26 protein-coding genes are annotated in these 22525 nt (G+C 68.2%); 19 read left to right on the top strand and 7 right to left on the bottom strand.

What is annotated here, in order from left to right; translation table 11 throughout:
- Nucleotides 1-28: 28 nt before the first annotated feature.
- Both DW298_RS06850 and DW298_RS06845 read right to left on the bottom strand, forming a co-directional pair.
- Nucleotides 29-589: an NUDIX domain-containing protein gene (locus DW298_RS06850; RefSeq protein ID WP_136041707.1), complete on the bottom strand. Its 561-nt coding sequence runs from the start codon at nucleotides 587-589 to the stop codon at nucleotides 29-31.
- Complete coding sequence (locus tag DW298_RS06845; protein ID WP_136041717.1) at nucleotides 586-1845, bottom strand: MFS transporter; 1260 nt, start codon at nucleotides 1843-1845, stop codon at nucleotides 586-588. Before DW298_RS06845 ends, DW298_RS06850 begins: the two co-directional genes overlap by 4 nt.
- Nucleotides 1846-1963: 118 nt before the next feature.
- On the opposite strand from DW298_RS06845, the gene prfB reads away from it, so the two are divergent.
- Nucleotides 1964-3073, top strand: a complete 1110-nt coding sequence (prfB, locus tag DW298_RS06840; protein WP_029260598.1) for a peptide chain release factor 2 — start codon at nucleotides 1964-1966, stop codon at nucleotides 3071-3073.
- Between the two features lie 52 nt (nucleotides 3074-3125).
- Here prfB and DW298_RS19495 read toward each other — a convergent pair whose 3' ends face one another.
- Both DW298_RS19495 and DW298_RS06830 read right to left on the bottom strand, forming a co-directional pair.
- Nucleotides 3126-4082, bottom strand: a complete 957-nt coding sequence (locus DW298_RS19495) for a DUF2510 domain-containing protein (protein WP_205820281.1) — start codon at nucleotides 4080-4082, stop codon at nucleotides 3126-3128.
- A 25-nt stretch (nucleotides 4083-4107) separates the two neighbouring features.
- A complete protein-coding gene (locus tag DW298_RS06830; RefSeq protein ID WP_136041705.1) occupies nucleotides 4108-5133 on the bottom strand; it encodes a DUF2510 domain-containing protein in 1026 nt (341 codons plus the stop codon).
- Between the two features lie 184 nt (nucleotides 5134-5317).
- On the opposite strand from DW298_RS06830, the gene ftsE reads away from it, so the two are divergent.
- From ftsE to smpB, 3 genes are all read left to right on the top strand, one after another.
- Nucleotides 5318-6439, top strand: coding sequence for a cell division ATP-binding protein FtsE (gene ftsE, locus DW298_RS06825; RefSeq protein ID WP_136041704.1), 1122 nt, complete (start codon nucleotides 5318-5320; stop codon nucleotides 6437-6439).
- On the top strand, nucleotides 6436-7350 hold the full coding sequence (gene ftsX / locus DW298_RS06820) for a permease-like cell division protein FtsX (RefSeq protein WP_136041703.1): 915 nt from the start codon (nucleotides 6436-6438) through the stop codon (nucleotides 7348-7350). Before ftsE ends, ftsX begins: the two co-directional genes overlap by 4 nt.
- Nucleotides 7351-7413: 63 nt before the next feature.
- Nucleotides 7414-7890, top strand: a complete 477-nt coding sequence (gene smpB, locus DW298_RS06815) for an SsrA-binding protein SmpB (protein WP_021199784.1) — start codon at nucleotides 7414-7416, stop codon at nucleotides 7888-7890.
- A gap of 10 nt (nucleotides 7891-7900) precedes the next feature.
- On the opposite strand, the gene DW298_RS06810 is transcribed toward smpB, so the two are convergent.
- On the bottom strand, nucleotides 7901-9766 hold the full coding sequence (locus DW298_RS06810; RefSeq protein WP_136041702.1) for a prolyl oligopeptidase family serine peptidase: 1866 nt from the start codon (nucleotides 9764-9766) through the stop codon (nucleotides 7901-7903).
- 21 nt (nucleotides 9767-9787) lie between these two features.
- Nucleotides 9788-10474, bottom strand: coding sequence for a transcriptional repressor LexA (lexA, locus tag DW298_RS06805; protein ID WP_029262496.1), 687 nt, complete (start codon nucleotides 10472-10474; stop codon nucleotides 9788-9790).
- A 290-nt stretch (nucleotides 10475-10764) separates the two neighbouring features.
- On the opposite strand from lexA, the gene DW298_RS06800 reads away from it, so the two are divergent.
- The 7 genes from DW298_RS06800 to DW298_RS06770 all read left to right on the top strand — a co-directional run bounded on the left by DW298_RS06800 (nucleotide 10765) and on the right by DW298_RS06770 (nucleotide 15598).
- A complete protein-coding gene (locus DW298_RS06800) occupies nucleotides 10765-11133 on the top strand; it encodes a LysM peptidoglycan-binding domain-containing protein (RefSeq protein WP_136041701.1) in 369 nt (122 codons plus the stop codon).
- 66 nt (nucleotides 11134-11199) lie between these two features.
- Nucleotides 11200-12285 (top strand): histidinol-phosphate transaminase, encoded by a 1086-nt coding sequence (locus tag DW298_RS06795; RefSeq protein ID WP_136041700.1) that lies wholly within the window; start codon nucleotides 11200-11202, stop codon nucleotides 12283-12285.
- Nucleotides 12282-12899 (top strand): imidazoleglycerol-phosphate dehydratase HisB, encoded by a 618-nt coding sequence (gene hisB, locus DW298_RS06790; RefSeq protein WP_136041699.1) that lies wholly within the window; start codon nucleotides 12282-12284, stop codon nucleotides 12897-12899. Before DW298_RS06795 ends, hisB begins: the two co-directional genes overlap by 4 nt.
- On the top strand, nucleotides 12896-13531 hold the full coding sequence (hisH, locus tag DW298_RS06785) for an imidazole glycerol phosphate synthase subunit HisH (protein ID WP_136041698.1): 636 nt from the start codon (nucleotides 12896-12898) through the stop codon (nucleotides 13529-13531). Before hisB ends, hisH begins: the two co-directional genes overlap by 4 nt.
- Before the next feature lie 103 nt (nucleotides 13532-13634).
- Nucleotides 13635-14381: a bifunctional 1-(5-phosphoribosyl)-5-((5-phosphoribosylamino)methylideneamino)imidazole-4-carboxamide isomerase/phosphoribosylanthranilate isomerase PriA gene (priA, locus tag DW298_RS06780; RefSeq protein ID WP_136041697.1), complete on the top strand. Its 747-nt coding sequence runs from the start codon at nucleotides 13635-13637 to the stop codon at nucleotides 14379-14381.
- Complete coding sequence (locus tag DW298_RS06775) at nucleotides 14365-15162, top strand: SseB family protein (RefSeq protein ID WP_136041696.1); 798 nt, start codon at nucleotides 14365-14367, stop codon at nucleotides 15160-15162. The genes priA and DW298_RS06775 overlap by 17 nt, the downstream gene beginning before the upstream one ends.
- Nucleotides 15163-15184: 22 nt before the next feature.
- On the top strand, nucleotides 15185-15598 hold the full coding sequence (locus DW298_RS06770; RefSeq protein WP_136041695.1) for a hypothetical protein: 414 nt from the start codon (nucleotides 15185-15187) through the stop codon (nucleotides 15596-15598).
- 7 nt (nucleotides 15599-15605) lie between these two features.
- On the opposite strand, the gene DW298_RS06765 is transcribed toward DW298_RS06770, so the two are convergent.
- Nucleotides 15606-16004 (bottom strand): DUF1844 domain-containing protein, encoded by a 399-nt coding sequence (locus DW298_RS06765; RefSeq protein WP_116636340.1) that lies wholly within the window; start codon nucleotides 16002-16004, stop codon nucleotides 15606-15608.
- Between the two features lie 230 nt (nucleotides 16005-16234).
- On the opposite strand from DW298_RS06765, the gene infC reads away from it, so the two are divergent.
- From infC to DW298_RS06725, 8 genes are all read left to right on the top strand, one after another.
- Entirely contained in the window at nucleotides 16235-16885 is a 651-nt protein-coding gene (infC, locus tag DW298_RS06760) for a translation initiation factor IF-3 (protein ID WP_342589071.1), read from the top strand.
- 72 nt (nucleotides 16886-16957) lie between these two features.
- On the top strand, nucleotides 16958-17152 hold the full coding sequence (gene rpmI, locus DW298_RS06755; RefSeq protein WP_017828564.1) for a 50S ribosomal protein L35: 195 nt from the start codon (nucleotides 16958-16960) through the stop codon (nucleotides 17150-17152).
- Nucleotides 17153-17183: 31 nt separating this feature from the next.
- Nucleotides 17184-17570: a 50S ribosomal protein L20 gene (gene rplT, locus DW298_RS06750; protein ID WP_029262486.1), complete on the top strand. Its 387-nt coding sequence runs from the start codon at nucleotides 17184-17186 to the stop codon at nucleotides 17568-17570.
- An 84-nt stretch (nucleotides 17571-17654) separates the two neighbouring features.
- A complete protein-coding gene (locus tag DW298_RS06745; protein ID WP_136041693.1) occupies nucleotides 17655-18467 on the top strand; it encodes an RNA methyltransferase in 813 nt (270 codons plus the stop codon).
- Nucleotides 18468-18502: 35 nt separating this feature from the next.
- The gene (locus DW298_RS06740; RefSeq protein ID WP_136041692.1) at nucleotides 18503-19174 is read left to right on the top strand and encodes a response regulator transcription factor; all 672 of its coding nucleotides are present in this window, start codon (nucleotides 18503-18505) and stop codon (nucleotides 19172-19174) included.
- A gap of 3 nt (nucleotides 19175-19177) precedes the next feature.
- Nucleotides 19178-20554, top strand: coding sequence for a HAMP domain-containing sensor histidine kinase (locus DW298_RS06735; protein ID WP_136041691.1), 1377 nt, complete (start codon nucleotides 19178-19180; stop codon nucleotides 20552-20554).
- Entirely contained in the window at nucleotides 20551-21513 is a 963-nt protein-coding gene (locus tag DW298_RS06730; protein WP_136041690.1) for a TAXI family TRAP transporter solute-binding subunit, read from the top strand. The genes DW298_RS06735 and DW298_RS06730 overlap by 4 nt, the downstream gene beginning before the upstream one ends.
- Before the next feature lie 256 nt (nucleotides 21514-21769).
- On the top strand, nucleotides 21770-22516 hold the full coding sequence (locus tag DW298_RS06725) for an amino acid ABC transporter ATP-binding protein (protein ID WP_136041716.1): 747 nt from the start codon (nucleotides 21770-21772) through the stop codon (nucleotides 22514-22516).
- Nucleotides 22517-22525 lie beyond the last annotated feature (9 nt).

Raw genomic sequence — 22525 nt, 5'->3', positions numbered from 1 at the left:
GGACGCGCTCGCCGACTCCGCCGCGCTCTCAGCGCGGATCGCGCAGCTGCTCGAGCAGCCCGTCGAGCCTCGGCTCGAGCTGCGGCGGTATCTCGGCAGGCAGGGCGTCGACCGGCCACCAGCGCAGATCCTCGGACTCCTCGCTGACGGTGAGCGCCGCATCTCGATCGACCACGACGGCGATCCCGATGTCGAGGTGCGAGGTGCACGTACCGAAGCGAGACGACAGCCCATGGTGGTCGAGGTCATAGGCGAGCGGTGCGACCGGGGGGTCGACCAGGAGGCCGGTCTCCTCGCGTAGCTCGCGAAGCGCGGCCGCCACGACCGACTCATCCGTGTCGTCCACGTGACCGCCCGGCTGCACCCAGAACTGACCCTTGCGATGGAAGACGAGCAGCGTGTGCTCGAACGACGCATCGAAGACGACGCAGGACGCGGTGAGATGGTCGGGGCCGGAACCGCGATGCACGGGCCCGTGATCCGGCCGGAAGAACGAGGCGAAATCCGCCTGTGCGCGGATCTCCCGGTCCGAGCGGGGCTCGAAAGTCGAGACCAGGCGATGGGCCTCAGCCTGCAGGGCCGAGATCATTCGTCTTCCTCCTCCGTCGATGTGCCGCCGGAGTCCGGCCGCTCCCGCGGCACGAACCGGGGGATCCAGCGCAGGAACCCTGCCGCGCCGACGAGGCCGATCACACCCATGGCGGCTGCGGCGAACGGAAGAGCGGCCACGGCGGTGATCGCCGAGACCAGCAGTGGCGCGATCGCACCGCCGGCATCCGTCAGCGTCCGCCAGGATCCGAGGAATGCCGCGGGTTCCCGCTTCGGGGCGACGTCTGCGCCGAGGGTGAGCAGGATGCCGCTGGACAAGCCGTTGCCGACGCCGAGCATCGCCGCGAACATCCCGAACCACAGCACCGCCGCATCGAGATCGTGGGTGAACGAGAGGGCGAGGAAGCCGGCACCCATCAGCACCATCGCGGGCATCGCCGCCCACAGCCGTCCGAAGCGGTCCATCACCTGGCCGCTCGCATAGAACAGCGCGAAGTCGATCGCTCCGGAGACGCCGACCACGAGGGCGATGGTCGAGGCATCCAAGCCCAGCGAGAGCCCCCACAGCGGGAGCACGACCTGTCGGGCCGATCGCACAGCGGACAGAGAGGCGGCGGCCAGCCCCAGTCGCCCGAGCACCGCGCGCTGGCGCCACATGGTCTGGAAGATCCCCAGGCGCTCGATCGTCGGGATCGATCCGCTCACGGCCTCGCCGGAGTCCTCCAGATAGCGCTCGTGCGTGGTCGTCGGGACGGGAGGGATCGTCTTCTCCGGATCGGGACCGAAGAGGACCAGGACGACCATGACCACGAGGCAGCCCAGGAAGAACCAGATCGCCGCGGCCTCGCTGCCGAACAGCTGCAGGAGCCCCGCGGGGACGAACGGTCCGATGAAGATGCCGAGCCGGAAGCTCCCGCCGAGCAGCGAGAGGGAGCGGGCACGGAAGGCGACCGGCACCCGGGTGGTCATGAAGGCGTGACGCGCGAGGCCGAAAGCTGCCGCACAGATGCCGAGCAGGAAGACCGACGCCGCCAGCACGCCGAGCGACGGCGCGAACACCATCCCGACCCCGGCGATGATCGCGATCATGCCGGCGATCACCATCGTGTACCGCTCGCCGATCCGGCCCACCGCCCACCCGGCAGGGAGGTTGCCGCACAGCTGGCCGATCACGAGGGCGGATGCCACGAGTGCGGCGAAGGCCACGTCGGCACCCATGGAAGCCGCCAGCACCGGGATGAGCGGGATCACGGCGCCCTCGCCGAGCGCGAACAGGACCGTCGGCAGATACACCATGGGTCCGAACTGTCGAAGGACCGCCGATGCACTGCTCACGTCTTCACGCTACTCCGGCCGATGTGCCGTCGAAGACGACGTCCCCGCGTAGGCAGGCGGCACGTTAGGCTGAGGTGTCATGCTCGAACTAGATCTCTCCGCCGAAATCCAGGCGCTCAGGCACACCTTCGGCGACATCAGCGAGGTCGTCGATGTCTCCCGTCTCCGCGACGACATCGCGCGTCTCAGCGAGGAGGCCGGCGCCCCCGACCTCTGGGACGACACCGAGAACGCGCAGAAGGTGACCAGCGCACTCAGCCATCGTCAGTCCGAGCTCGCCCGCATCACCGGCATCGCTCAGCGACTCGACGACCTCGAGGTGCTCGTGGGTCTCGCGAACGAGATGGGGGATGAGGACTCCGCGCAGGAGGCCCGCGCCGAACTCGCCGCGCTCACCGACCTCATCAACCAGCTCGAGGTGCAGACGCTGCTCGACGGCGAGTACGACGAGCGCAGCGCCATCATCACGATCCGCTCCGGTGCGGGCGGCGACGACGCCACCGACTTCGCCGAGATGCTGATGCGCATGTACCTGCGCTGGGCCGAGCGGCACAAGTACCCGGTCAAGGTCATGGACACCTCGTATGCCGAGGGCGCCGGCATCAAGTCGGCGACGTTCGAGATCGACGCGCCCTACGCCTTCGGAACCATCTCGGTCGAGGCCGGCACGCACCGCCTCGCGCGCATCAGCCCGTTCGGCTCCGCCGACAAGCGCCAGACCTCGTTCGCCGCGGTCGAGGTAATCCCGCTGATGGAGGAGGCGACCGAGGTCGACATCCCCGAGAGCGACATCCGAGTCGATGTGTTCCGTTCCTCCGGCCCCGGCGGTCAGTCGGTCAACACGACCGACTCCGCTGTGCGTCTGACGCACCTTCCTACCGGCATCGTCGTATCGATGCAGAACGAGAAGTCGCAGATCCAGAACCGCGCCGCCGCCATGCGCGTGCTGCAGACCCGCCTACTGCTGCTGCAGAAAGAACAGGAAGCAGCGAAGAAGAAGGAGCTCGCGGGTAACATCACGGCGAGCTGGGGCGACCAGATGCGCTCGTACTTCCTCTACGGTCAGCAGCTGGTGAAGGATCTGCGCACCGGCCAGGAGTCGGGCAACCCGGCTGCGGTGTTCGACGGTGACCTGGATGATTTCATCTCCGCGGGCATCCGCTGGCGTAAGCGCAAGATCGAGGATTGAACCTATGAAGAAGGCCCCGGATCACTCCGGGGCCTTCTTCATTTGAGTGTCGTCAGTACCCGGCACCCTCGAGGCTGCCGGTCACGTCTTCATAGCTGAACAGGATGCACTGGACCGCGCGATCGTCTGCGCGGGCCCAAGACGTCTCCGTCGGCTGATAGGTGTAGAAATCCAGCACCGAGTCTTCGTAGGCGATGCCGACGTATGCGTCGAACTGCGCGGCACAACCATCCCACGCCGCCTCGCCGAGAGCATCGTCGCCGGGGAACTCCTCGTCGTCGACGTCGAAGATGAAGTACACCTCGTCCGTGTGCGGCTGATCGCACGGGACGACAGGAAGCTCGTAGATCTGCCCCGTGTCCCCGTAGTCGACGAAAGGCAGGCAGTCGCCGATCTCGAGTTCGGCGAACGGCACCATGTCGGCCCCCTCGATCGAGGAGGGATCCGTGCCCTCTCCGGCTCCCTCGTCGTCATCGGCCGGGACCGAGACGGTTGCGATCAGAACCAGCGACACGGCGAACGCGAGCACCGCTCCGAGCACGGAGACCGCCAGCCCAGCGATCCCCGGCCACTTCCGGCCGCGCAGGAACAGGGAGACGAGCGACAGCACGAATCCGACGCCGAGAAGCGCCCAGCCGACGATCGAGGTCAGCGGGATGCAGGCGCAGACGACGCCGACGACCACGACTGCGAGACCGATGAGCCCGAGCACCGATACCCCGGGCGTGGGCGGCTGCGGTGCCGGCGCTACCCACGCCCCGTCGGGTGCGCCGACGCGGTCGGGCGCGATCACCCGTTCGGTCGACGTGCCCGACGGGGGCAGCGTGTAGGGCGGGGTGAACGGCGCCATGGCGGGAGACGACGCGTCGGAGGGAGCCGGCTCCACAGACGGTCGTTCCGGGGCCACCGGCGCTCCGTCAGAGGTCCGCACGTGTGCGGTCCACTGTGTGCCGTCCCACCACCGCAGGCTGCCGGTGCCGTCGTCGTACCAGCCGGCAGGCGTCGTCATCAGATGGTTCCGCTCGTCAGACGGCTCAGGGGGCGAAGCACGCGGTGACGGCTTCGGTATCGCCCAGCACCTCGGCGAAACCGTACGCGGCGTCGACATCCGTCAGCGTGCCGTCGCTCTCCGCGATCGCGCGCAGCGTCGAGTTGTCGAGATCGGACTCGACGAGCAGATCCGAGAGGCAGGTGATCTGCGGCTCGGTGTAGCCCTCCGTGCCCTCGGCAGCCAGGATCGCGGTCAGGCCGACCGCCACCTCGGCCGAGGTCGGACGCGTGCCGTCGTCGGCGCCGTCGGTGCCGTCGGTCTCGCCCGGCTCGGTGGCCTCGATCGACGGCGAGGAACTGGGCAGGTTGTTCAGCTCGTCACTCGCGTTCTGGGCGATCGCGAAGAAGAAGACGAAGAACATCACGGCGCTGATGATGCCGCCGACCACCGAGAGGATCAGGCCGGCGATTCCCGGCCACTTCTTCCCCTTCAGGAAGAGCGAGATGAGGGAGACGATGAATCCTGCGCCGAGGAGGATGAAGCCGATGAAGCCGATCAGCGGGATGAACGCCAGGATCGTGCCGACGGCGGACAGCCCGAGTCCGACGAGTCCCAGAATCGAGAGCTTCTTGGGAGCTTCCGGTTCTGTCTGGAGGTAGGGCCCGGCCGCCGGATAGGCGGGCTGCGCATCCACACCCGGGTAGGCCGGCGCGGTGCCCGGGTAGCTCGACGCGGGCTGGTCGGGTGTGGCCGGTGCGGAGTACGCGGGGACATCGTCGCCGAGCGGCGTGGTCGCCGCGGTCGGCGCCTCGGCGGAGTCGTGGAGCACGGTGTCATCGGTGGACGGCGCTTCCGGTGCGTCGTAAGACGGCGCTTCGCCGGCGGTGGGAGCCTCGGTCGGCGTCTCGATCGCGGACGATCCCTCCGCTGCTACCGGTGCTTCCGATGCCGAGTCGGCCTCGGTCGCGGAGGCCGCCTCCGGAGCGAAGTGCTCCGTCCACTGCTGACCGTCCCACCACCGCTGGCGTCCGCTGCCGTCGTCGTACCAACCTGCTGGTGTCGTGCTCATGGGTCCCCCTCGAAGACGATTCGGCCGCTCCATGGTGCGACCGCACCCTTATGTATAGCAGTGGCCGGTGACTTCCCAGGGTGTTCAGGATGGGGAGCAGTCCCCATCGTCTCCCGAAGCGGACGCGCCGGTGCGGGGTGTCGCTCGCGGTGAGCCGGAGGGCCGCGCTTAGGCTCGAAGCGTCATGATTCGGTTCGAGAACGTCACGAAACGCTACCGCGGGACGTCGAAGCCCGCCCTCTCCGGTGTCGACTTCGAAGTGCAACGCGGGGAATTCGTCTTCCTCGTCGGCGCCTCGGGCTCCGGCAAGTCCTCCTGTCTTCGCCTGATCCTGCGCGAGGACGTGCCGACGGCAGGCCGTGTCGCCGTGCTCGGCCGGGACCTCCGCTCGCTCGCCAACCGCAAGGTGCCCTACTTCCGGCGCCACATCGGTTCGGTGTTCCAGGACTTCCGCCTGCTGCCGTCGAAGACCGTCTACCAGAACGTCGCCTTCACCCTGCAGGTGACCGGCTCCTCGCGCGGCTTCATCCAACAGGCCGTACCCGAGGCGCTCGCGCTCGTCGGCCTCGACGGCAAGCAGAAGCGCATGCCGCACGAACTCTCCGGCGGAGAGCAGCAGCGCGTCGCGATCGCTCGCGCCCTCGTCAACCGTCCGCAGGTTCTGCTCGCCGACGAGCCCACCGGCAACCTCGACCCCGCGACCTCCGTCGACATCATGCAGCTTCTGGCCCGTATCAACGCCGGAGGCACGACCGTCCTGATGGCCACGCACGAGGCCGGCTTCGTCGACCAGATGCAGCGCCGAGTGATCGAGCTGCGCGACGGGGAGATGGTGCGAGACGAGGTGCACGGTGGCTACGGCGACACGTCCAACATCCCGCGTCTCGTGCCGGAGCAGGTGCGCGGTGCGGCCGCAGCAGCGGCACTGACGGCGGTGCAGGAGGTCCAGCGCCAGACGGCGGACCTCTCCTCGGTCCGCGCGGCTCTCGCCGAGGAGCTCAGCATGCAGCGGAAGGCCGCCGCCGCGGAAAGCGGTTCGGCCGCAGTTACAGACGCCCCTCAGACGGTCGAGCCGCCGGAGTCGCCCTCCGTGCCGGAGCCCGAGACGGTCGCGGATGTCGTCGAACCGCCTGTGGTGGAACCGCCCGCTGTCGTCGAGCCGCCGACCGCGGTGGAGCCGCCGGCGGTCGTCCGACCTCGCACCCACCCGATCACCCTCCCGACCGTCGACGTCGCCGAGCTCGGAGTCGCCGACCGACTCGGACTCTCGGATGAAGACGACGAGGAAGTGGGCCCGACCTCATGAGAATCGGACTCATCCTGACCGAGGCCCTGGGTGGCCTTCGGCGGAACATCTCGATGGTCATCTCGGTGATCCTCGTCACCTTCGTCTCTCTCACCTTCGTCGGTGCGGCGATCCTGATGCAGTCGCAGATCGGTGTGATGCGGGGTTACTGGGCCGAGCGTGCCCAGGTCGCCGTGTACATGTGCTCCGCGGTCTCGGAATCCGACACGTGCATCGACGGTGCCGCGAGCGAGGAACAGGTCGCCGCAGTTCGCGCGCAGCTCGAAGGGGACGCGCTGGCGCCGCTCATCAGCTCGCTGACCTTCGACACCAAGGAGGACACGTACGCCAAACTCGTCGATCAGCTCGGCGAGGATCAGGCGAGTGTCCTCACGGCCGACCAGGCGTTCGAGGTCTTCTTCGTGACGATGAAAGACCCGGGGCAGTCGCAGGTGCTCACCGAGGCATTCAGCGGCCAGGCCGGGGTGGAGCAGGTCAAGGATCAGCTCCAATATCTGGAACCCCTGTTCTCCGCCCTGACCGTCGCCACGTACATCGCCGTCGGCATCGCCGTGCTCATGCTGATTGCGGCGACCCTGCTGATAGGTACGACGATCCGATTGTCCGCGTATGCGCGGCGCAAGGAGATCGGCATCATGCGGCTCGTCGGTGCCTCGAACCGGTTCATCCAGACACCGTTCGTCCTCGAAGGCGTGTTCGCCGCGTTCCTCGGCTCGGCGCTGGCCAGTGCCGCGGTCGTGGCCGGGATGCACTTCGGAGTGAACGGCTACCTGCGCGGTCGGGTCCCGTTCATCACGACGTGGGTGACGATGCAGGATGCGATGCTCGTGGTGCCGGTGCTGATCGGCATCGGCATCGTGCTGGCCGCGCTGTCCGCCGGCTTCGCGATCAGGCGCTGGCTCCGTACCTGATATCCTGAAAGGCTGCTCGGTCGGAAAGATCGATCGAGCTCATCACGGCAACAGGAGAGCATCATGCCCAGGGAACGCGGAGAGAAGGTCGTCGCGACCAATCGTCGCGCACGTCACGACTACACGATCGAGAAGTCGTACGAAGCGGGGATGGTGCTCACCGGCACCGAGGTCAAGTCGCTGCGCCAGGGGCGCGCCAACCTCAGCGACGGCTACGCGTTCGTGAAGGGCAACGAGGTCTTCCTCGACTCCGTGCACATCCCGGAGTACTCCCAGGGCCACTGGACCAACCACTCTGCGAAGCGCATCCGCAAGCTGCTGCTGCATCGCGAGGAGATCGCCAAGATCGCGCATGCCGTCTCGGCAGGCGGATACACCCTGATCCCGCTGAAGCTCTATTTCTCCGACGGCCGGGCCAAGGTCGAGATCGCCCTCGCCAAGGGAAAGCGCGAGTACGACAAGCGTCAGACCCTGCGCGAGCGCCAGGACACCCGCGAGGCGGATCGTGCCATGCGCCTGCGCAATCGCGTGGGCGAGTAGCGGCCGGTCGTCACAGCGTCGGCTCGAACCCGAACACGCGGCCGAGGAAGGTCAGCTCGCGCTCGAGCGCGTCGATGATCGTGTCGGCGCTGCGGAAGCCGTGCCCCTCTGCGGGGTAGAGGACGTATTCGTGGTCGACGCCCCGCGCGGCCAGCGCGTCTCTGATCGCCTCGGACTGCGACGGCGGGACCACCCGGTCCTCCCCGCCCTGCAGCAGCAGCACGGGGACTCCGATGCGATCCGCATGGGTGAGTGGTGATCGTTCGACGTAGACATCCTCGTACTCGGGGAGGGGCCCCACGAGACCGTCGATGTATGACGCCTCGAAATCGTGGGTCTCGGCGACCAGCATCCGCAGGTCGGCCACGCCGTAGCGGCTGATTCCCGCGGCGAAGGCTCCGCCGCGTACCAGCGCGGACAGCACCGTCCAGCCGCCCGCCGAACCTCCGCGGATGGCGATGCGGGACGGATCGGCGAGCCCGGCATCCGCGAGCCCCTGTGCGGCGGCGATCACGTCATCGACGTCCACGACCCCCCACCGGCCGTCCAGACGTTCGCGGTAGGCGCGCCCATAGCCGGTGGACCCGCCGTAGTTGACGTCGAGCACCCCGATGCCGCGGCTCGTATAGAACGCGTTGGCTCCGGACGCCGCACCGGTGACGTGAGCGGTCGGCCCGCCGTGCACCAGCACCACGTACGGAGGGAGTTCATCGGCGGAGGCTGTCGCGTCGGGGTTCGCCGGCGGGTACGCGAAAGCGTGCACCACGCCGTGCCGCCCGTCGACGTCGATCGGCACGGCATGCGGCATCCAATCGGCATCCACGGGCTCGCCTCCACGCACCACGACGGTCTCGCCGGAGTCCACATCGACGCACCACAGGCCGGCGGTCACCCCGGAGCCGTTGCCGGACAGCAGCACGCGGGAACCGTCGACGTCGTCGACGCTGACGTGTCCGTCGGCCGGGACATCGATCGGGTTCACGACGCCGTCCGGAGCAATCACGACGATCTCGTCGCGCCCGTTGGTGCGGACCGCGACGATCCGCTCGTCGGCGAGCGGCCGATACCAGCGGTTGCCGAGCACCCAGAGTCCGTAGCCGGTGTCGGCGTCGCTCGGGGTGAGCGCGCGCGGTGCGCCGAGCGGTGAGAATCCGTCGAGCTCGATGCGGTACAGGCCCCAGCGGTCGTCCGGATCATCGGCGAACACCAGCTCCGCGTCGCTGAGCCACTCGGGCTGCAGCGCCGCTCGAGTGGGGATCTCGTGCACATCGCCGCCGTCGCTCTTCGCGATCTGCAGGTGCGCGGCCTCCCACGGCATCCGTCCGCGGTTCCAGGCGACCCAGGCGATGCGGGTTCCGTCCGGCGAGAGCGCGGGATGTGCGAAGAAACCGTCGCCCTCGACGATCACTCGAATTCCGGACGGGTCCTCCGCCGCGGAGCCGTCGATCGGGATCTCGACGATCGCGCGGGTGTGCGGCGCGGTCGACAGATCTTCGCGCACCGCGAGCAGACGGCCTTGCTGCACGCGGAGGCCGCCGTGCGACGGTCCCGCCGGTGTCAGCGGAACGGGCTCGGCCCCGGGGGCCATGCGATGCACACGCTGATCGCCGGCATCGACGAAGTACAGGGTGCCTGCGGCATCGGCGGTCCATGCTCCGCCTCCGTACTCGTGCACCCGGGAGCGCGCGCTCCAGGGAGCCGGGAGGACCTCGGTTCCGGAAGAGCTTCGCACCGTGACCCGCCCCTTCTCGGCGGGCACGGATTCTCCCCACCAGATCTCGGAGCCGACGAAGCGCGCCCCGTCGATCCGCGGGGAGGACGCCGCGACGGAGGCCGCGGAGAAGGGTGAGGGCCAGGAACCGTACGGGGACGACATGCCTCGAGCCTATGGCGGACGTCAGACGGCGCGCAGCACCGCCACGACCTTGCCGAGCACCACGGACTCATCGCCGAGGATGGGCTCGAAGGAGGAGTTGCGGGGGAGGAGCCAGGTGTGGCCGTCGCGACGGCGGAGCACCTTGACGGTGGCCTCGCCGTCGAGCATCGCGGCCACGATCTCGCCGTTCTCCGCATTGTTCTGCGAGCGAACGACGACCCAGTCGCCGTCGCAGATCGCGGCGTCGATCATCGACTCTCCCGAGACCTTGAGCATGAAGAGGTCTCCCTTGCCCACCAGTTGACGGGGGAGGGGGAAGATCTCCTCCACCTGCTGATCGGCGGTGATCGGCACGCCCGCGGCGATGCGACCGACCAGGGGTACGAGAGCCGCGTCGCCGACCGGGGTCGCCACGTCGGCGGGATTCTCGCCGCTGGCGCCGGGGAGATCGATCAGGACCTCCATCGCACGCGTCTTGCCCGGGTCGCGCCGGAGGTAGCCGCTCAGTTCGAGCTGACCGAGCTGGTGGGTCACGCTCGAGAGGGACTTCAGGCCGACGGCGTCGCCGATCTCGCGCATGCTCGGCGGGTAGCCGTGGTGGGCGATGGAGTTCTGGATGACCTCGAGGATCGCCATCTGCTTGGGGCTCAGGCTCTTGCGGCGGCGCGTCCGCGGTGCCTCCGACTCGGGGGCCGAGTTCTCGCTCATGGTGCTCCTTAAGTGCGGTGTTCCGACGTCGCTCTTCGAATGTCGGAGGCCCGTGGTGTGGTGTTCTCATCGAAACCGTATCCGAGAAACGGCCCGATCTGGAAGATCTGTTCGAGCGTGTCGGCAGAATCGTGCATCCGGTTTCGAAGACAACTTGACAGATGTTCGAACTCGAAGATATCTTCGGTACGTAGCTTCGCATTCACGGCTCCCGGCCGAGACGGGAATGCGAACGCTACGCCAACTTCCCCGGCAGCCTCACTGCTCCGGGACAGGCTAAGGAGCACCACATGAGCAGCATCGGCTTCAGCACCGCAGCAGTCATCCCGGCGTCGACCCGTCCTTCGACGCGACTCCGACTGACGACGCGTGGCCGCGCCGTGCTGCTGGTGGTCGCCTCCGTGCCGCTCGCGATCGGCATCGCCTTCGCCGCACTCAGCGGCGGAAGCGCGATCGCCTCGGGTGCAGACACGGCGGCCGTCAGCGTCGAGACCGTGACCGTCATGCCCGGCGACACTCTCTGGTCGATCGCCACCGGGGTCGCCCCCGACGCCGACCCGCGCGACGTCATCGGTGCGATCAGCCGGATGAATCTGCTGCGTGGCGGCGAGCTCCAGATCGGCCAGACGCTCGCCATCCCGGCCCAGTACGCCAACTGATCCCGTCGCGGCGGCGCTGCGGCAACTTTGCGTCATCGACTCCGCGCGCCGCTTAACATGGGAAGGGTGACCCTCTCACTCAACGATCTCCCGCTACGTGACGATCTTCGCGGACTGACGCCCTACGGCGCTCCGCAGGCGCCGCTCCCGATCGCCCTCAACGTGAACGAGAACACGCATCCCATCCCGGAAGCGGTCGCGAGCGACATCCTCGACGACATCGCCCTGGCGATCCGTGACGTGAATCGGTATCCGGATCGGGAGTTCACCACGTTGCGCGAGGCGTTCGCGGAGTACCTGGGGCACGGGCTCTCCGCGGAGCAGATCTGGGCGGGCAACGGCTCGAACGAGGTGCTCCAGCACATCCTGCAGGCCTTCGGTGGCCCCGGGCGCACGGCCTTCGGCTTCGCGCCGACGTACTCGATGTACCCACTCATCGCACAGGGCACGGGCGCGCGCTGGATCGCCGGGACGAGGCAGCCCGACTACACGATCACGCCGGAGGAAGCTGTCGAGCAGGTGCGCGCCGCCGACCCCGACGTGATCATCCTCTGTTCGCCGAACAACCCGACGGGAACTCCGCTCGGCCTGGACGTCGTCGAAGCCGTGTACGAAGCGGCGCGGGGCATCGTGATCGTCGACGAGGCCTACCAGGAGTTCGCACCGCACGACGCGCCTTCCGCGCTGACGCTGCTCGACGGGCGCCCGCGCCTGGCGGTCTCCCGCACCATGAGCAAGGCCTTCGCCTTCGCAGGGGCCCGAGTCGGGTATCTGGCGGCGGACCCGACGTTCATCGATGCGCTGCGATTGGTCCGCTTGCCGTATCACCTGAGCACGCTCACGCAGGCTGCGGCCGTCGCCGCGCTGCGCAATTCCGACGTGATGCTCGGCATGGTCGAGGAGATCGTCGAACAACGCGATCGCATCACCGCGACCCTCGAGGCCCTCGGCTACGCACCCCACGAATCCTGGTCGAACTTCGTCCTCTTCGGCGGCGTCGCCGACCCGCGGGCGACGTGGCAGCAGCTCTACGATCGCGGTGTGCTCGTGCGTGACGTCGGGATCCCGGGTCACCTCAGGGTCAGCGCGGGCACCGAGGCCGAGACCACCGCGTTCCTCGATGCCCTGGCCTCGATAGGATCGGCATCATGAGCACCCCGTCACCGACCCCGCGCACCGCGAGCCGCGTGCGCAGCACGTCGGAGTCCACCGTCGAACTCGAGCTGAACCTCGACGGCACCGGCGCGAGCCGCATCGACACCTCGGTGCCGTTCTTCGACCACATGCTCACCGCCTTCGCGAAGCACTCGCTGACCGACCTGACCGTGCGCGCGTCCGGCGACACGAACATCGACGCACACCACACCGTGGAGGACGTGTCGATCGTGCTCGGGCAGGCGATCCTCGAAGCTCTGGGAGACAAGTCCGGCATCTCCCGCTACGGCGATGCCCTCGTCCCGCTCGATGAGGCCCTCGCGCAGGCGGTCGTGGACATCTCGGGGCGTCCGTACCTCGTGCACACCGGGGAGCCCGCAGGTTTCGAGCACCACCTGATCGGCGGGCACTTCACCGGCTCGCTGGTGCGGCACTCGTTCGAGGCGATCACCTTCAACGCTGCGCTGACCGTGCACGTGCGCGTGCTCGGCGGCCGCGACCCGCACCACATCGCCGAGGCGGAGTACAAGGCGTTCGCACGAGCCTTCCGGCAGGGTAAGACGCTCGACCCGCTGGTCGACGGCATTCCGTCCACCAAGGGCGCACTGTGAGCACTTCACCCCGCGTCGCCGTCTTCGACTACGAGTCCGGCAACGTCCACTCGGCGGTCAAGGCGCTGGCCGCGGCCGGCGCGGATGCCGTGCTGACGCGCGATCGCAAGGTCGCACTCGAGGCCGATGGCCTCCTGGTGCCGGGGGTCGGTGCGTTCCAGGCGGTTCGTGACGCGCTGCACGCACACGGCGGCGACGAGATCATCGACCGCCGTCTGGCCGGCGGGCGACCGGTGCTCGGGATCTGCGTCGGCATGCAGGTGCTCTTCGAGCACGGCGTCGAGCGCGGGCACGACACCGCGGGCCTCGGCGAGTGGCCAGGAGCTGTCACCGAGCTCAACGCACCCGTCCTGCCGCACATGGGCTGGAACACCGTCGAGCCCGGCGCCGACAGTGTTCTCTTCCGCGGCCTGGAGCGGGAGCGGTTCTACTTCGTGCACTCCTATGCTGCGCAGTCCTGGGAGCTCGACGTCATCCCGCCGTTCCCCGAGCCCGTGCTGACCTGGACGACCTACGGCGATCCCTTCCTCGCGGCGGTCGAGAACGGCCCGCTCTCGGCGACCCAGTTCCACCCGGAGAAGTCGGGCGAAGCGGGCATCCAGTTGCTGCGCAACTGGGTCGGGAGCCTCTGACCCCCACCGTGGACGTCATCCGTTTTGTCACCCGCCGTCCGGCGGACTACCCTCGACTCTCGTGCCCGTTCCGGGCTGCAGACCTTCCCTAGCCAAGGACCCCATGAACGACTTCGCGCAGTCTCCCTCGCTCACGCTCCTTCCCGCGGTCGACGTCGCCGGGGGCAAGGCCGTCCGCCTCACCCAGGGGGAGGCCGGAACCGAGACGAGCTACGGCGACCCGCTCGACGCCGCGGGGGAGTGGGCAGCGCAGGGCGCGAAGTGGATCCACCTCGTCGACCTCGACGCCGCCTTCGGTCGCGGGAGCAACGCGCCGATCCTGCGCAAGGTGATCAAGCAGTTCAAGGGCGTCAACATCGAGCTCTCCGGCGGCATCCGCGACGACGCGACCCTCGAGGCCGCGCTCGAGAGCGGCGCCACCCGCATCAACCTCGGCACGGCCGCTCTGGAGAACCCCGAGTGGGCCGCCGATGTGATCGGTCGCTACGGCGAAGCGATCGCGGTGGGCCTCGACGTGCGCGGGACGACCCTCGCGGCACGCGGCTGGACCAAGGAGGGTGGAGACCTCTGGGAGGTCCTCGACCGCCTGGAGGATGCCGGGTGCAGCCGCTACGTGGTCACCGACGTGACCAAGGACGGCACGCTCCGCGGCCCGAACCTCGAGCTCCTCCGCGAAGTGACCTCGCGCACGCCGAAGCCGGTCGTCGCGTCCGGCGGAATCTCCAACCTCGACGACATCGCCGCGCTCCGTGACCTCGTGCCCCTGGGCGTCGAGGGTGCGATCGTCGGCAAGGCCCTGTACGCCGGCGCGTTCACGCTGGCTGAGGCACTGGATGTCGCAGGAGACTGACGCGCACGCCTGCGGGCCCGAGTCGCGCGATCAGGGCGACTCGGCCGGCGTTCCCTGGGAGGGACGCAGCTTCGAGTCGAACCCGCATGCGTCGGACGACGGATCGGCCGACCCGGCGCTGCTCGCCGCACTGCAGCGTTTCCGTGCGGGCGAGGGCAGCCAGGTCGAAGTCGTCGACGCATTCCGGGCTGCCCGCGTGCTGATCCCGCTCATCGCCGAGAAGGGCGAGGAGGGCGTCGCGCCCAACGGTCTCGCCGTCGACAAGACGCAGGAGCTGTCTATCGTCACGGTCGCGGCTCCCGACGGGCGGCGGGTGCAGCCGGTGTTCTCGTCCGTCCAGGCCATGCAGAAGTGGGATCCCACCGCACGCCCCATTCCCGTGGAGGCGCTCCGGGCGGCGCTGGCGGCATCGGCCGAAGACACCGACCTGATCGTGCTCGACCCGACCTCCGACACGGAGTTCGTGATCCGGCGCCCCGCCGTCTGGGCGATCGCTCAGGAGCATGCCTGGGAGCCGAGCTTCCTCTCCACCGAGGTCTACACCGCGCTCCAGGAGAGCGTGGCCCACGAACTGGCCGTGATCGATGTGGCGGTGGCGTCCGGAGACCCCGACGCACGGCTGCGTGGACCGGAGCTGATCGTGGTCCTGGAACTCGTCGACGGTCTGGAGCGCGAGGTGCTCGATTCCGTGCTCTCGCGTCTGGCTCAGCGCTGGGCGTCGGACGACCGCATCGCCGTGCTCGCGGACTCCCTCACCGTGAAGCTCCGCCGCAGCGTCTGAACGCGTTCGCTACCATCGGGGCATGCTCCGTGGTGTGATGCGTGCCATCGCGATCGTCGTGCTTCTCGGCGGCGCGCTGACGACCGCGACGGGGTGCGTGACCTTCGGTGCCTGTCCGGCGATCGGATGGACGAATGCTGTCGCGCTCGACACCAGCGCCGTCGCGGGGGTGGTGTCGGTGCAGTTCTGCGTCGAGGGGGAGTGCTCCCCGGCTTCGGGTACAGAGCCGACTTCGTCGACCAATCTGTTCATGGTGACGCCGCAGGACGATGGGACGTGGGTGCTCGGGTTCGACATGTCGAACCCCGACGTCATCGACCTCCGCCTGTTCGACGCCCAGGACACGCTCATCCACGAGTCCGAGGTGTCGATCTCGTGGACGCACTCGACCGAGCCGTGCGGTGGCCCCGCCACGGCGGACCCGATCGTCCTCTAACTCTGAACTAGTTGACCGGACCGGTCCACTTCTCGCCCGGACCCTTGCCGATGGGGTCGGGGATCGAGGAGGCTTCGCGGAAGGCGAGCTGCAGGGAGCGGAGTCCGTCGCGCAGCGAGCGCGCGTGCATGTCGCTGATCTCGGGTGCGCCGGCCGTGATGAGTCCGGCGAGGGCGTTGATGAGCTTGCGGGCCTCATCGAGGTCGAGCTGCGCCGCCGCGTCGGGGTCGTCGGCGAGGCCGAGCTTGACGGCTGCCGCGCTCATGAGGTGCACGGCCGCGGTGGTGATCACCTCGACAGCGGGTACGTCGGCGATGTCTCGAGTGGCCGACGATGCGGCCTCCTCCTGACGTGCCCAGCGCTCTTCGCGCTCGCGTGCGGCCTCGTCCGGTGCCTGGTTCGTCACTTCGCCTTGCTTTCTGTTAGACTTTGGCGGGCTCCGGAGCGTCATGCTCCGGATCGAAAGAGGATTCACTTCCCACCCGCGCTTGCCGTTCAAGGCTACCGGGTCTTGCACTCCACCGGCTCCGTTCGCAAGACGGACCCGGCAGGCAGGGTGCGGAGCCGGCGTCTGAATGCCGGTGGGTGGGACGATTCCGATTTCGCCCGTGATGCAGACAGCATCGCGGTGGCCGAATCACATCGTCTAAGGAGTTCCGCATCAGCGATCCCCGTACCAATGAGCGCATCCGCGTCCCCGAGGTCCGCCTCGTCGGCCCCGCGGGTGAGCAGATCGGCGTCGTCCGCATCGAGGCAGCGCTGCGCCTCGCGCAGGAAGCCGATCTCGACCTCGTCGAGGTCGCCCCCAACTCGAAGCCGCCCGTCGTCAAGATCATGGACTACGGCAAGTTCAAGTACGAGGCCGCCCAGAAGGAAAAGGAAGCGCGCCGCAACCAGGCGAACACGATCCTCAAGGAAGTCCGCTTCCGTCTGAAGATCGAGGCTCACGACTACACGACCAAGCTGAAGCGTGCCGAGGGCTTCCTCAAGGCCGGCGACAAGGTCAAGGCCATGATCCTGTTCCGTGGTCGCGAGCAGTCGCGTCCTGAACAGGGTGTGCGTCTGCTGCGCAAGTTCGCCGAAGACGTGGCCGAGCTCGGAACGGTCGAGTCGAACCCGACCATCGACGGACGCAACATGGTCATGATTGTTGCTCCGCTGAAGAGCAAGTCCGAGGCCAAGCAGGAGCAGAACGCGGTTCGCGACGCACAGCGCGCAGCGAACAAGCAGGCCTCCCGCGACGCCAAGAGCGATGCCGACGCACCGGCAGCAGCTGCCGCGGAGTAGATCCGCCCCCAGAACTCCCGCACCGCGGGTTGACACCGTCGCCTGAGAAGGCGCCATACGAAGGAAGAGAAGATGCCGAAGCAGAAGACCCACTCGGGTGCTAAGAAGCGCTTCAAGATCACCGGCAGCGGAAAGCTGAAGAAGCAGCAGGCCGGGATGCGCCACAACCTCGAGCACAAGTCGAGCCGTCGCACCCGTCGTCTGAACCAGGACCAGGTGCTCTCGAAGGCTGACACCAAGGTCGCGAAGAAGCTTCTCGGCCGCTGACGCGCCCGACGCACGATAGGAACACAGGAAAATGGCAAGAGTCAAGCGGGCAGTAAACGCCCACAAGAAGCGCCGGGTCATCCTCGAGCGCGCAAAGGGTTACCGCGGTCAGCGTTCGCGCCTCTACCGCAAGGCCAAAGAGCAGGTCATCCACTCGCTGGTCTACTCGTACCGTGACCGTCGCAAGCGCAAGGGTGACTTCCGTCGCCTCTGGATCCAGCGCATCAACGCTGCGGCTCGCCAGAACGGCATCACGTACAACCGCTTCATCCAGGGCCTCGGCCTCGCGGGTGTCACCGTCGACCGTCGCATGCTCGCCGACCTCGCGGTCAACGACGCTGCCACGTTCACGACGCTGGTCGAGACGGCGAAGAAGGCTCTGCCCTCCGACGTCAACGCACCGAAGTCGGCTGCGTAAGCATCTCGCTCTGAACGGGCGTCTTCCTTCGGGGAGGCGCCCGTTTCGCGTATCCGGCGCCCACGGTGACCCTAGACTGTGAACGTGCTGGAGAACCCCCGTTCGCCCCGAGTCCGTGCCGTCGCGAAGCTGACCAAGCGCAGTGCGCGAACCGAGACGGGCCTCTTCCTTCTGGAAGGCCCGCAGTCGGTGCGTGAGGCGCTCACGTATCGTCCGGAGGCGATCGTCGAGCTGTTCGCGACGCCGAACGGGTGGGAGAAGCACCCCGACATCCGTGCGAAGGCCGTCGACGCCGAGATCGACGTCGAGTACGTCACGGAATACGTGTTGAACGCGATGGCCGACACGGTCACTCCGCAGGGGCTGGTCGCGGTCGTCCAGCAGACGCCGACCTCCGTGCGCGACATCTTCGACGCCTCGCCGCGTCTGGTCGCGATCTGCGAAGAGGTGCGCGACCCCGGGAACCTGGGCACGATCATCCGGGCGGCCGATGCGGCCGGAGCGGACGCCGTCGTGCTGACCGGCCGGACCGTCGACCCCTACAACCCGAAGGTCGTACGCGCCACGACCGGTTCGCTGTTCCACCTCCCGGTCTCGGTCGGGGGAGACCTCGACGATGTCGTGAAGCGCGCGCACGCAGCGGGTCTGCGCATCCTCGCCGCCGATGTGAAGGGCGACGACCTGCTGGAGGCCCGAGCCGAGGGCGTGCTCGCGGAGCCGACCGGATGGCTCTTCGGCAACGAGGCGCGTGGTCTGGAAGACGAGGCTCTCGGTCTCGCCGACCGGGTGCTGCGGCTGCCGATCTTCGGCAAGGCCGAGTCTCTCAACCTGGCCACCGCTGCCAGCGTGTGCCTGTACGAGAGCGCGTTCGCGCAGCGGGCGGCGTCGGTCGGCTGACGGCCGACCGACGGAGGAAGCGGGTAGCGGGGTCGATGAGGATTCTGATCGTCGAAGACGACGACCGAGTCGCTGCGGCGCTCGAAGCGTTCCTCGCGAGGTCCGGTTATGCGACGGTCCGCGCGTCCGACGGGACGACGGCGCTGGAGCTCGTCGGGGCCGAGACCGAGGTCGTGCTCCTCGACCTGGGCCTTCCCGATATGGACGGCGTCGATCTGTGTCGTCGCATTCGTGCCCGCTCCGAGGTTCCGATCATGATCGTGACCGCGCGAAACCAGGTCGCCGAGCGCATCAAGGGACTGCGCGCCGGTGCCGACGACTTCGTCGTGAAGCCCTACGACGTGCACGAGCTCCTGGCCAGGATCGAGGCAGTGACCCGGCGTTCGCGACCGATGCTCCCGGAGTCCGACGCGCGCGTGCGGCTCCTCGACGGATCGCTGGAGATCGACCTCGTCGGGCGGCAGGTGCTGGTCGGCGGTGCGCCGATCGAGCTCACCCGCAAGGAGTTCGACATCATCGCGGTGCTCGCGCGCTATCCCGGCGTGGCGGTCCCCAAGGAGCGTCTCATCCGCGAGGTGTGGAACACGGATTGGCGGGGCTTCGGGCATTCGCTCGAGGTGCACGTCGGTGCGATCAGGAAGAAGACCGGGTCTCGCGGTGTGATCGAGACCGTGCGCGGAGTCGGCTACCGCCTCGTGGGGGCCTGAGCGATGCGTCGGCGTCTCGTCATCGTCTTCCTCGTACCGCTCGTGGCGATCCTGGTCGCGCTGGGCGGTGCAGCCGGATGGAGTGCGGCACAGAGCGTGCAGCAGTCCTTCTACGCCCAACAGCTCGGCGACCTCGGCTACTTCGTCACGAGCGCGCGTCAGTCGCTGCGTTCCGGCAGTTCGGCGGTGATCGACGCCGAGGTCGACCGCTTTCAGGAGGTGTACGGGATCGAGGTGACGGTGTTCGATCTCGGAGGTGCGCCGTGGGCTGCGGGGGAGTCCGGCTCGGCCGTGCTCGCGGAGGACGACGCGGAACGGGTGCGGCTGGCGCTCTCGGGGCGACGCGCCGAGCAACCCGCGGCCGTGTTCCCCTGGACAGTGGCGGATGCCGCGCTGGCGGAGCCGGTGTTCGACGATGGCGACGTGATCGGTGCGGTGCTGGTCGCCGGAGATGCCGATGCCCCGCGGGCCGCGATCATGCAGCAGCTGCTGGTCATCTCCGCCATCGCGCTGGTGCTGATCGCCCTGGGTGTGCTGCTCGTCTTCCGGCTCGCCCGGTGGGTCCTTTCTCCCGTCAGACGACTCGACGAGGCGATGGTGGCCATCGAGCGAGGCGAGATGGACGCGCGTGTCGCCGAAGACGCCGGCCCACCGGAACTCCGCCGCATGGCGCGGGTCTTCAACGGCATGGCCGATCAGATCGAGCGCGTCATGACGCGCCAGCAGGAGTTCGCGCTCAACGCCTCGCATGAGTTGCGCAACCCGCTCAACGCTCTGCTCCTGCGCGTGGAGCACCTCGCGACCGGGCTCGGACGGGAGTGGCGCGATGATGTGGAGGAGACGAGGGAGGAAGGCCGTCGGATGACGAGGATCCTCGAGACGCTGCTCGGCCTCGCACGGGGCGGACGTGTGGACTCCACGGTCTCCGCGGTCGACCTCGCGACGCTGTCCGCGCGCCGACTCGATGCCTGGCGTGACGTCGCGGAACGGCGCGGGATCGCCCTGCGCTCGACGGGTGAGCGGACGGTGATGAGCGTGACCGACCGGACGGTCGTGGAGAGCGCGCTGGACGCCGTGATCGACAATGCCGTGAAGTTCTCGCCGGATGGCGCCGGCATCGACATCGGGGCGCGTCGCGAGGGAGGCGTCTGCCGGATCACGGTCCGCGATCATGGTCCCGGGCTGACCGCCGAGCAGGCTGCGGCTGCGACGGACAGATTCTGGCGGAGCGCCGAGAGCGAGGACACGCCGGGCACCGGACTCGGGCTCGCGATCGCGACCGACCTGCTGGCGACGGTCGGCGGCGAGCTGACGGTGGCTGCGGCCGAGGGCGGCGGGCTCGAGGTCGTGCTGCTGCTTCCCGACAGGACGACCCCATGATGGCCGCGGTGCGACGGATGGTGGCGGGAATCCTCTCGCTCGTGCTCCTCGGGACGCTCGTCGCCTGCAGTCAGCGTGCGAGCGAGTGGACCGACGCGGAGTATGCGATCGCGGCCGGCGGTTCCACGGGCGTCTACTACGAGTACGGCAGCCATCTCGCCGACGAGCTCTCTGCGGACCTGGATATCCGTGTCGTCGGGCAGGAGACGGCCGGATCCGTGGACAACCTGCTGCGCGTGGACTCCGGCGAAGCCCTGATCGGGTTCGCGCAGGGTGACGCAGCAGCTGATGCCGTGGCGGGAACCGGTGCCTTCGACGCGCCCCTCGAAGTGCGGGCTCTGGCGCGTCTCTACGACGAGTACGTGCAGGTCGTGGTGCGCGGCGACTCCGATGTGACGAGCCTCCCGGATCTTGCGGGGCGGACGGTCTCCCTCGGCGCGGAGAACTCGGGAGTGAACGTGATCTCCGCACGGGTTCTGGATGCCGCGGGCGTCGACGTCGGATCTCTTCAGGATCCTCAGCTCGACCTCGGCGAGTCGATCGCGGCGATGGAGCGCGGGGAGATCGACGGGTTCTTCTGGGTGGGTGGGCTGCCGACGCCGGGAATCGCCGCCCTCTCGCAGACGACAGCCGTGCGCCTGCTCCCGATCGAGCAGGACTGGGTGAACGAGGTGAACGACCGCTACTCGGATGCGTATCGTCCCGCCGATGTCCCGGCCGGCACCTACGGCATCGCGGCCTCGGCGCCGACGATGGCCGTCCCGAACTACCTCGTCACCGCGTCGTCGACCCCGCGCGGGATCGTGCGTGACATTCTGACCGGACTCTTCGATGCCCGTCTGCGGATCGCGGGGGAGGTTCCTGCCGCCGCTCTGCTGGACCGCCGATCGGCGATCTTCACGGGACCCGTCCCGTTGCATCCGGGTGCGGTCGACTATTACCGCGACCTGCGCGGCTGACTTCTCAAGAAATCCTCAAGAAGTCTGACACCGGGCCCGTGGCTCTGCCAATGTGAGGTCGATCGCGAGCGATCGGATCCTGCAGCTCCGCTGTCGCTGGGGGGCGAGGCCGCAGGACGATCCCGCGGCCCGTGGGGGCGGGCCGTGGGGTACCCGTGCAGAGCAGCATTGGTACCGCGATCAGGTGATTACGAACGTGTAAATCTCACCGAGGCGCCTGGAGACCCGCGTCCGACGTGGCTAGTTTGGAGAAATGATGACCTCTGATACACCCCTCGTCGTGGTCGAGAACGTCCAGAAGCACTACGGAGATTTCCAAGCTCTCGCCGACATCGACCTCACGGTCAACTCGGGAGAGGTCGTCGTCGTGATCGGCCCGTCCGGCTCCGGCAAGTCGACCCTGTGTCGCACGATCAACCGACTCGAGACGATCACCAGCGGCACCATCCGCATCGACGGCAAGGAGCTGCCCGCCGAGGGCAAGGGCCTCGCCCACCTCCGTGCGGATGTCGGCATGGTTTTCCAGTCGTTCAACCTGTTCGCCCACCTCACGATCCTCGAGAACGTGACCCTGGGACCGATCAAGGTCCGTGGCCTCAAGAAGGCGGATGCCGAGGCCGACGCGATGATGCTGCTCAAGCGCGTCGGCGTCGCCCAGCAGGCATCGAAGCTCCCCGCGCAGCTCTCCGGCGGCCAACAGCAGCGTGTGGCGATCGCCCGGGCGCTCGCGATGCAGCCGAAGGTCATGCTCTTCGATGAGCCGACCAGCGCGCTCGACCCCGAGATGATCAACGAGGTCCTCGACGTGATGGTCGAGCTGGCCCACGAGGGCATGACCATGATCGTCGTCACGCACGAGATGGGCTTCGCCCGCAAGGCCGCCGACCGAGTGGTCTTCATGGCCGACGGGCGAATCGTGGAGGAGGCGACTCCCGAGGAGTTCTTCACGAACCCGAAGAGCGACCGTGCCAAGGACTTCCTGTCGAAGCTCCTGACGCACTGACGCACCCGA

The organism is Microbacterium sp. A20 (assembly GCF_004794515.1).
GTDB lineage: Bacteria > Actinomycetota > Actinomycetes > Actinomycetales > Microbacteriaceae > Microbacterium.
This window is presented reverse-complemented; position numbering and strand designations above follow the sequence as displayed.

Excerpts from the sequence above, each read along its gene's own strand:
- DW298_RS06850 (WP_136041707.1), bottom strand. The coding sequence starts at position 589 with ATGATCTCGGCCCTGCAGGCTGAGGCCCATCGCCTGGTCTCGACTTTC.
- DW298_RS06845 (WP_136041717.1), bottom strand. The coding sequence starts at position 1,845 with ATGGTGTATCTGCCGACGGTCCTGTTCGCGCTCGGCGAGGGCGCCGTG.
- prfB (WP_029260598.1), top strand. The coding sequence starts at position 1,964 with ATGCTCGAACTAGATCTCTCCGCCGAAATCCAGGCGCTCAGGCACACC.
- DW298_RS19495 (WP_205820281.1), bottom strand. The coding sequence starts at position 4,082 with ATGACGACGCCTGCCGGCTGGTACGACGACGGCACCGGCAGCCTGCGG.
- DW298_RS06830 (WP_136041705.1), bottom strand. The coding sequence starts at position 5,133 with ATGAGCACGACACCAGCAGGTTGGTACGACGACGGCAGCGGACGCCAG.
- ftsE (WP_136041704.1), top strand. The coding sequence starts at position 5,318 with ATGATTCGGTTCGAGAACGTCACGAAACGCTACCGCGGGACGTCGAAG.
- ftsX (WP_136041703.1), top strand. The coding sequence starts at position 6,436 with ATGAGAATCGGACTCATCCTGACCGAGGCCCTGGGTGGCCTTCGGCGG.
- smpB (WP_021199784.1), top strand. The coding sequence starts at position 7,414 with ATGCCCAGGGAACGCGGAGAGAAGGTCGTCGCGACCAATCGTCGCGCA.
- DW298_RS06810 (WP_136041702.1), bottom strand. The coding sequence starts at position 9,766 with ATGTCGTCCCCGTACGGTTCCTGGCCCTCACCCTTCTCCGCGGCCTCC.
- lexA (WP_029262496.1), bottom strand. The coding sequence starts at position 10,474 with ATGAGCGAGAACTCGGCCCCCGAGTCGGAGGCACCGCGGACGCGCCGC.
- DW298_RS06800 (WP_136041701.1), top strand. The coding sequence starts at position 10,765 with ATGAGCAGCATCGGCTTCAGCACCGCAGCAGTCATCCCGGCGTCGACC.
- hisB (WP_136041699.1), top strand. The coding sequence starts at position 12,282 with ATGAGCACCCCGTCACCGACCCCGCGCACCGCGAGCCGCGTGCGCAGC.
- priA (WP_136041697.1), top strand. The coding sequence starts at position 13,635 with ATGAACGACTTCGCGCAGTCTCCCTCGCTCACGCTCCTTCCCGCGGTC.
- DW298_RS06775 (WP_136041696.1), top strand. The coding sequence starts at position 14,365 with ATGTCGCAGGAGACTGACGCGCACGCCTGCGGGCCCGAGTCGCGCGAT.
- DW298_RS06770 (WP_136041695.1), top strand. The coding sequence starts at position 15,185 with ATGCTCCGTGGTGTGATGCGTGCCATCGCGATCGTCGTGCTTCTCGGC.
- rpmI (WP_017828564.1), top strand. The coding sequence starts at position 16,958 with ATGCCGAAGCAGAAGACCCACTCGGGTGCTAAGAAGCGCTTCAAGATC.
- rplT (WP_029262486.1), top strand. The coding sequence starts at position 17,184 with ATGGCAAGAGTCAAGCGGGCAGTAAACGCCCACAAGAAGCGCCGGGTC.
- DW298_RS06740 (WP_136041692.1), top strand. The coding sequence starts at position 18,503 with ATGAGGATTCTGATCGTCGAAGACGACGACCGAGTCGCTGCGGCGCTC.
- DW298_RS06735 (WP_136041691.1), top strand. The coding sequence starts at position 19,178 with ATGCGTCGGCGTCTCGTCATCGTCTTCCTCGTACCGCTCGTGGCGATC.
- DW298_RS06730 (WP_136041690.1), top strand. The coding sequence starts at position 20,551 with ATGATGGCCGCGGTGCGACGGATGGTGGCGGGAATCCTCTCGCTCGTG.
- DW298_RS06725 (WP_136041716.1), top strand. The coding sequence starts at position 21,770 with ATGACCTCTGATACACCCCTCGTCGTGGTCGAGAACGTCCAGAAGCAC.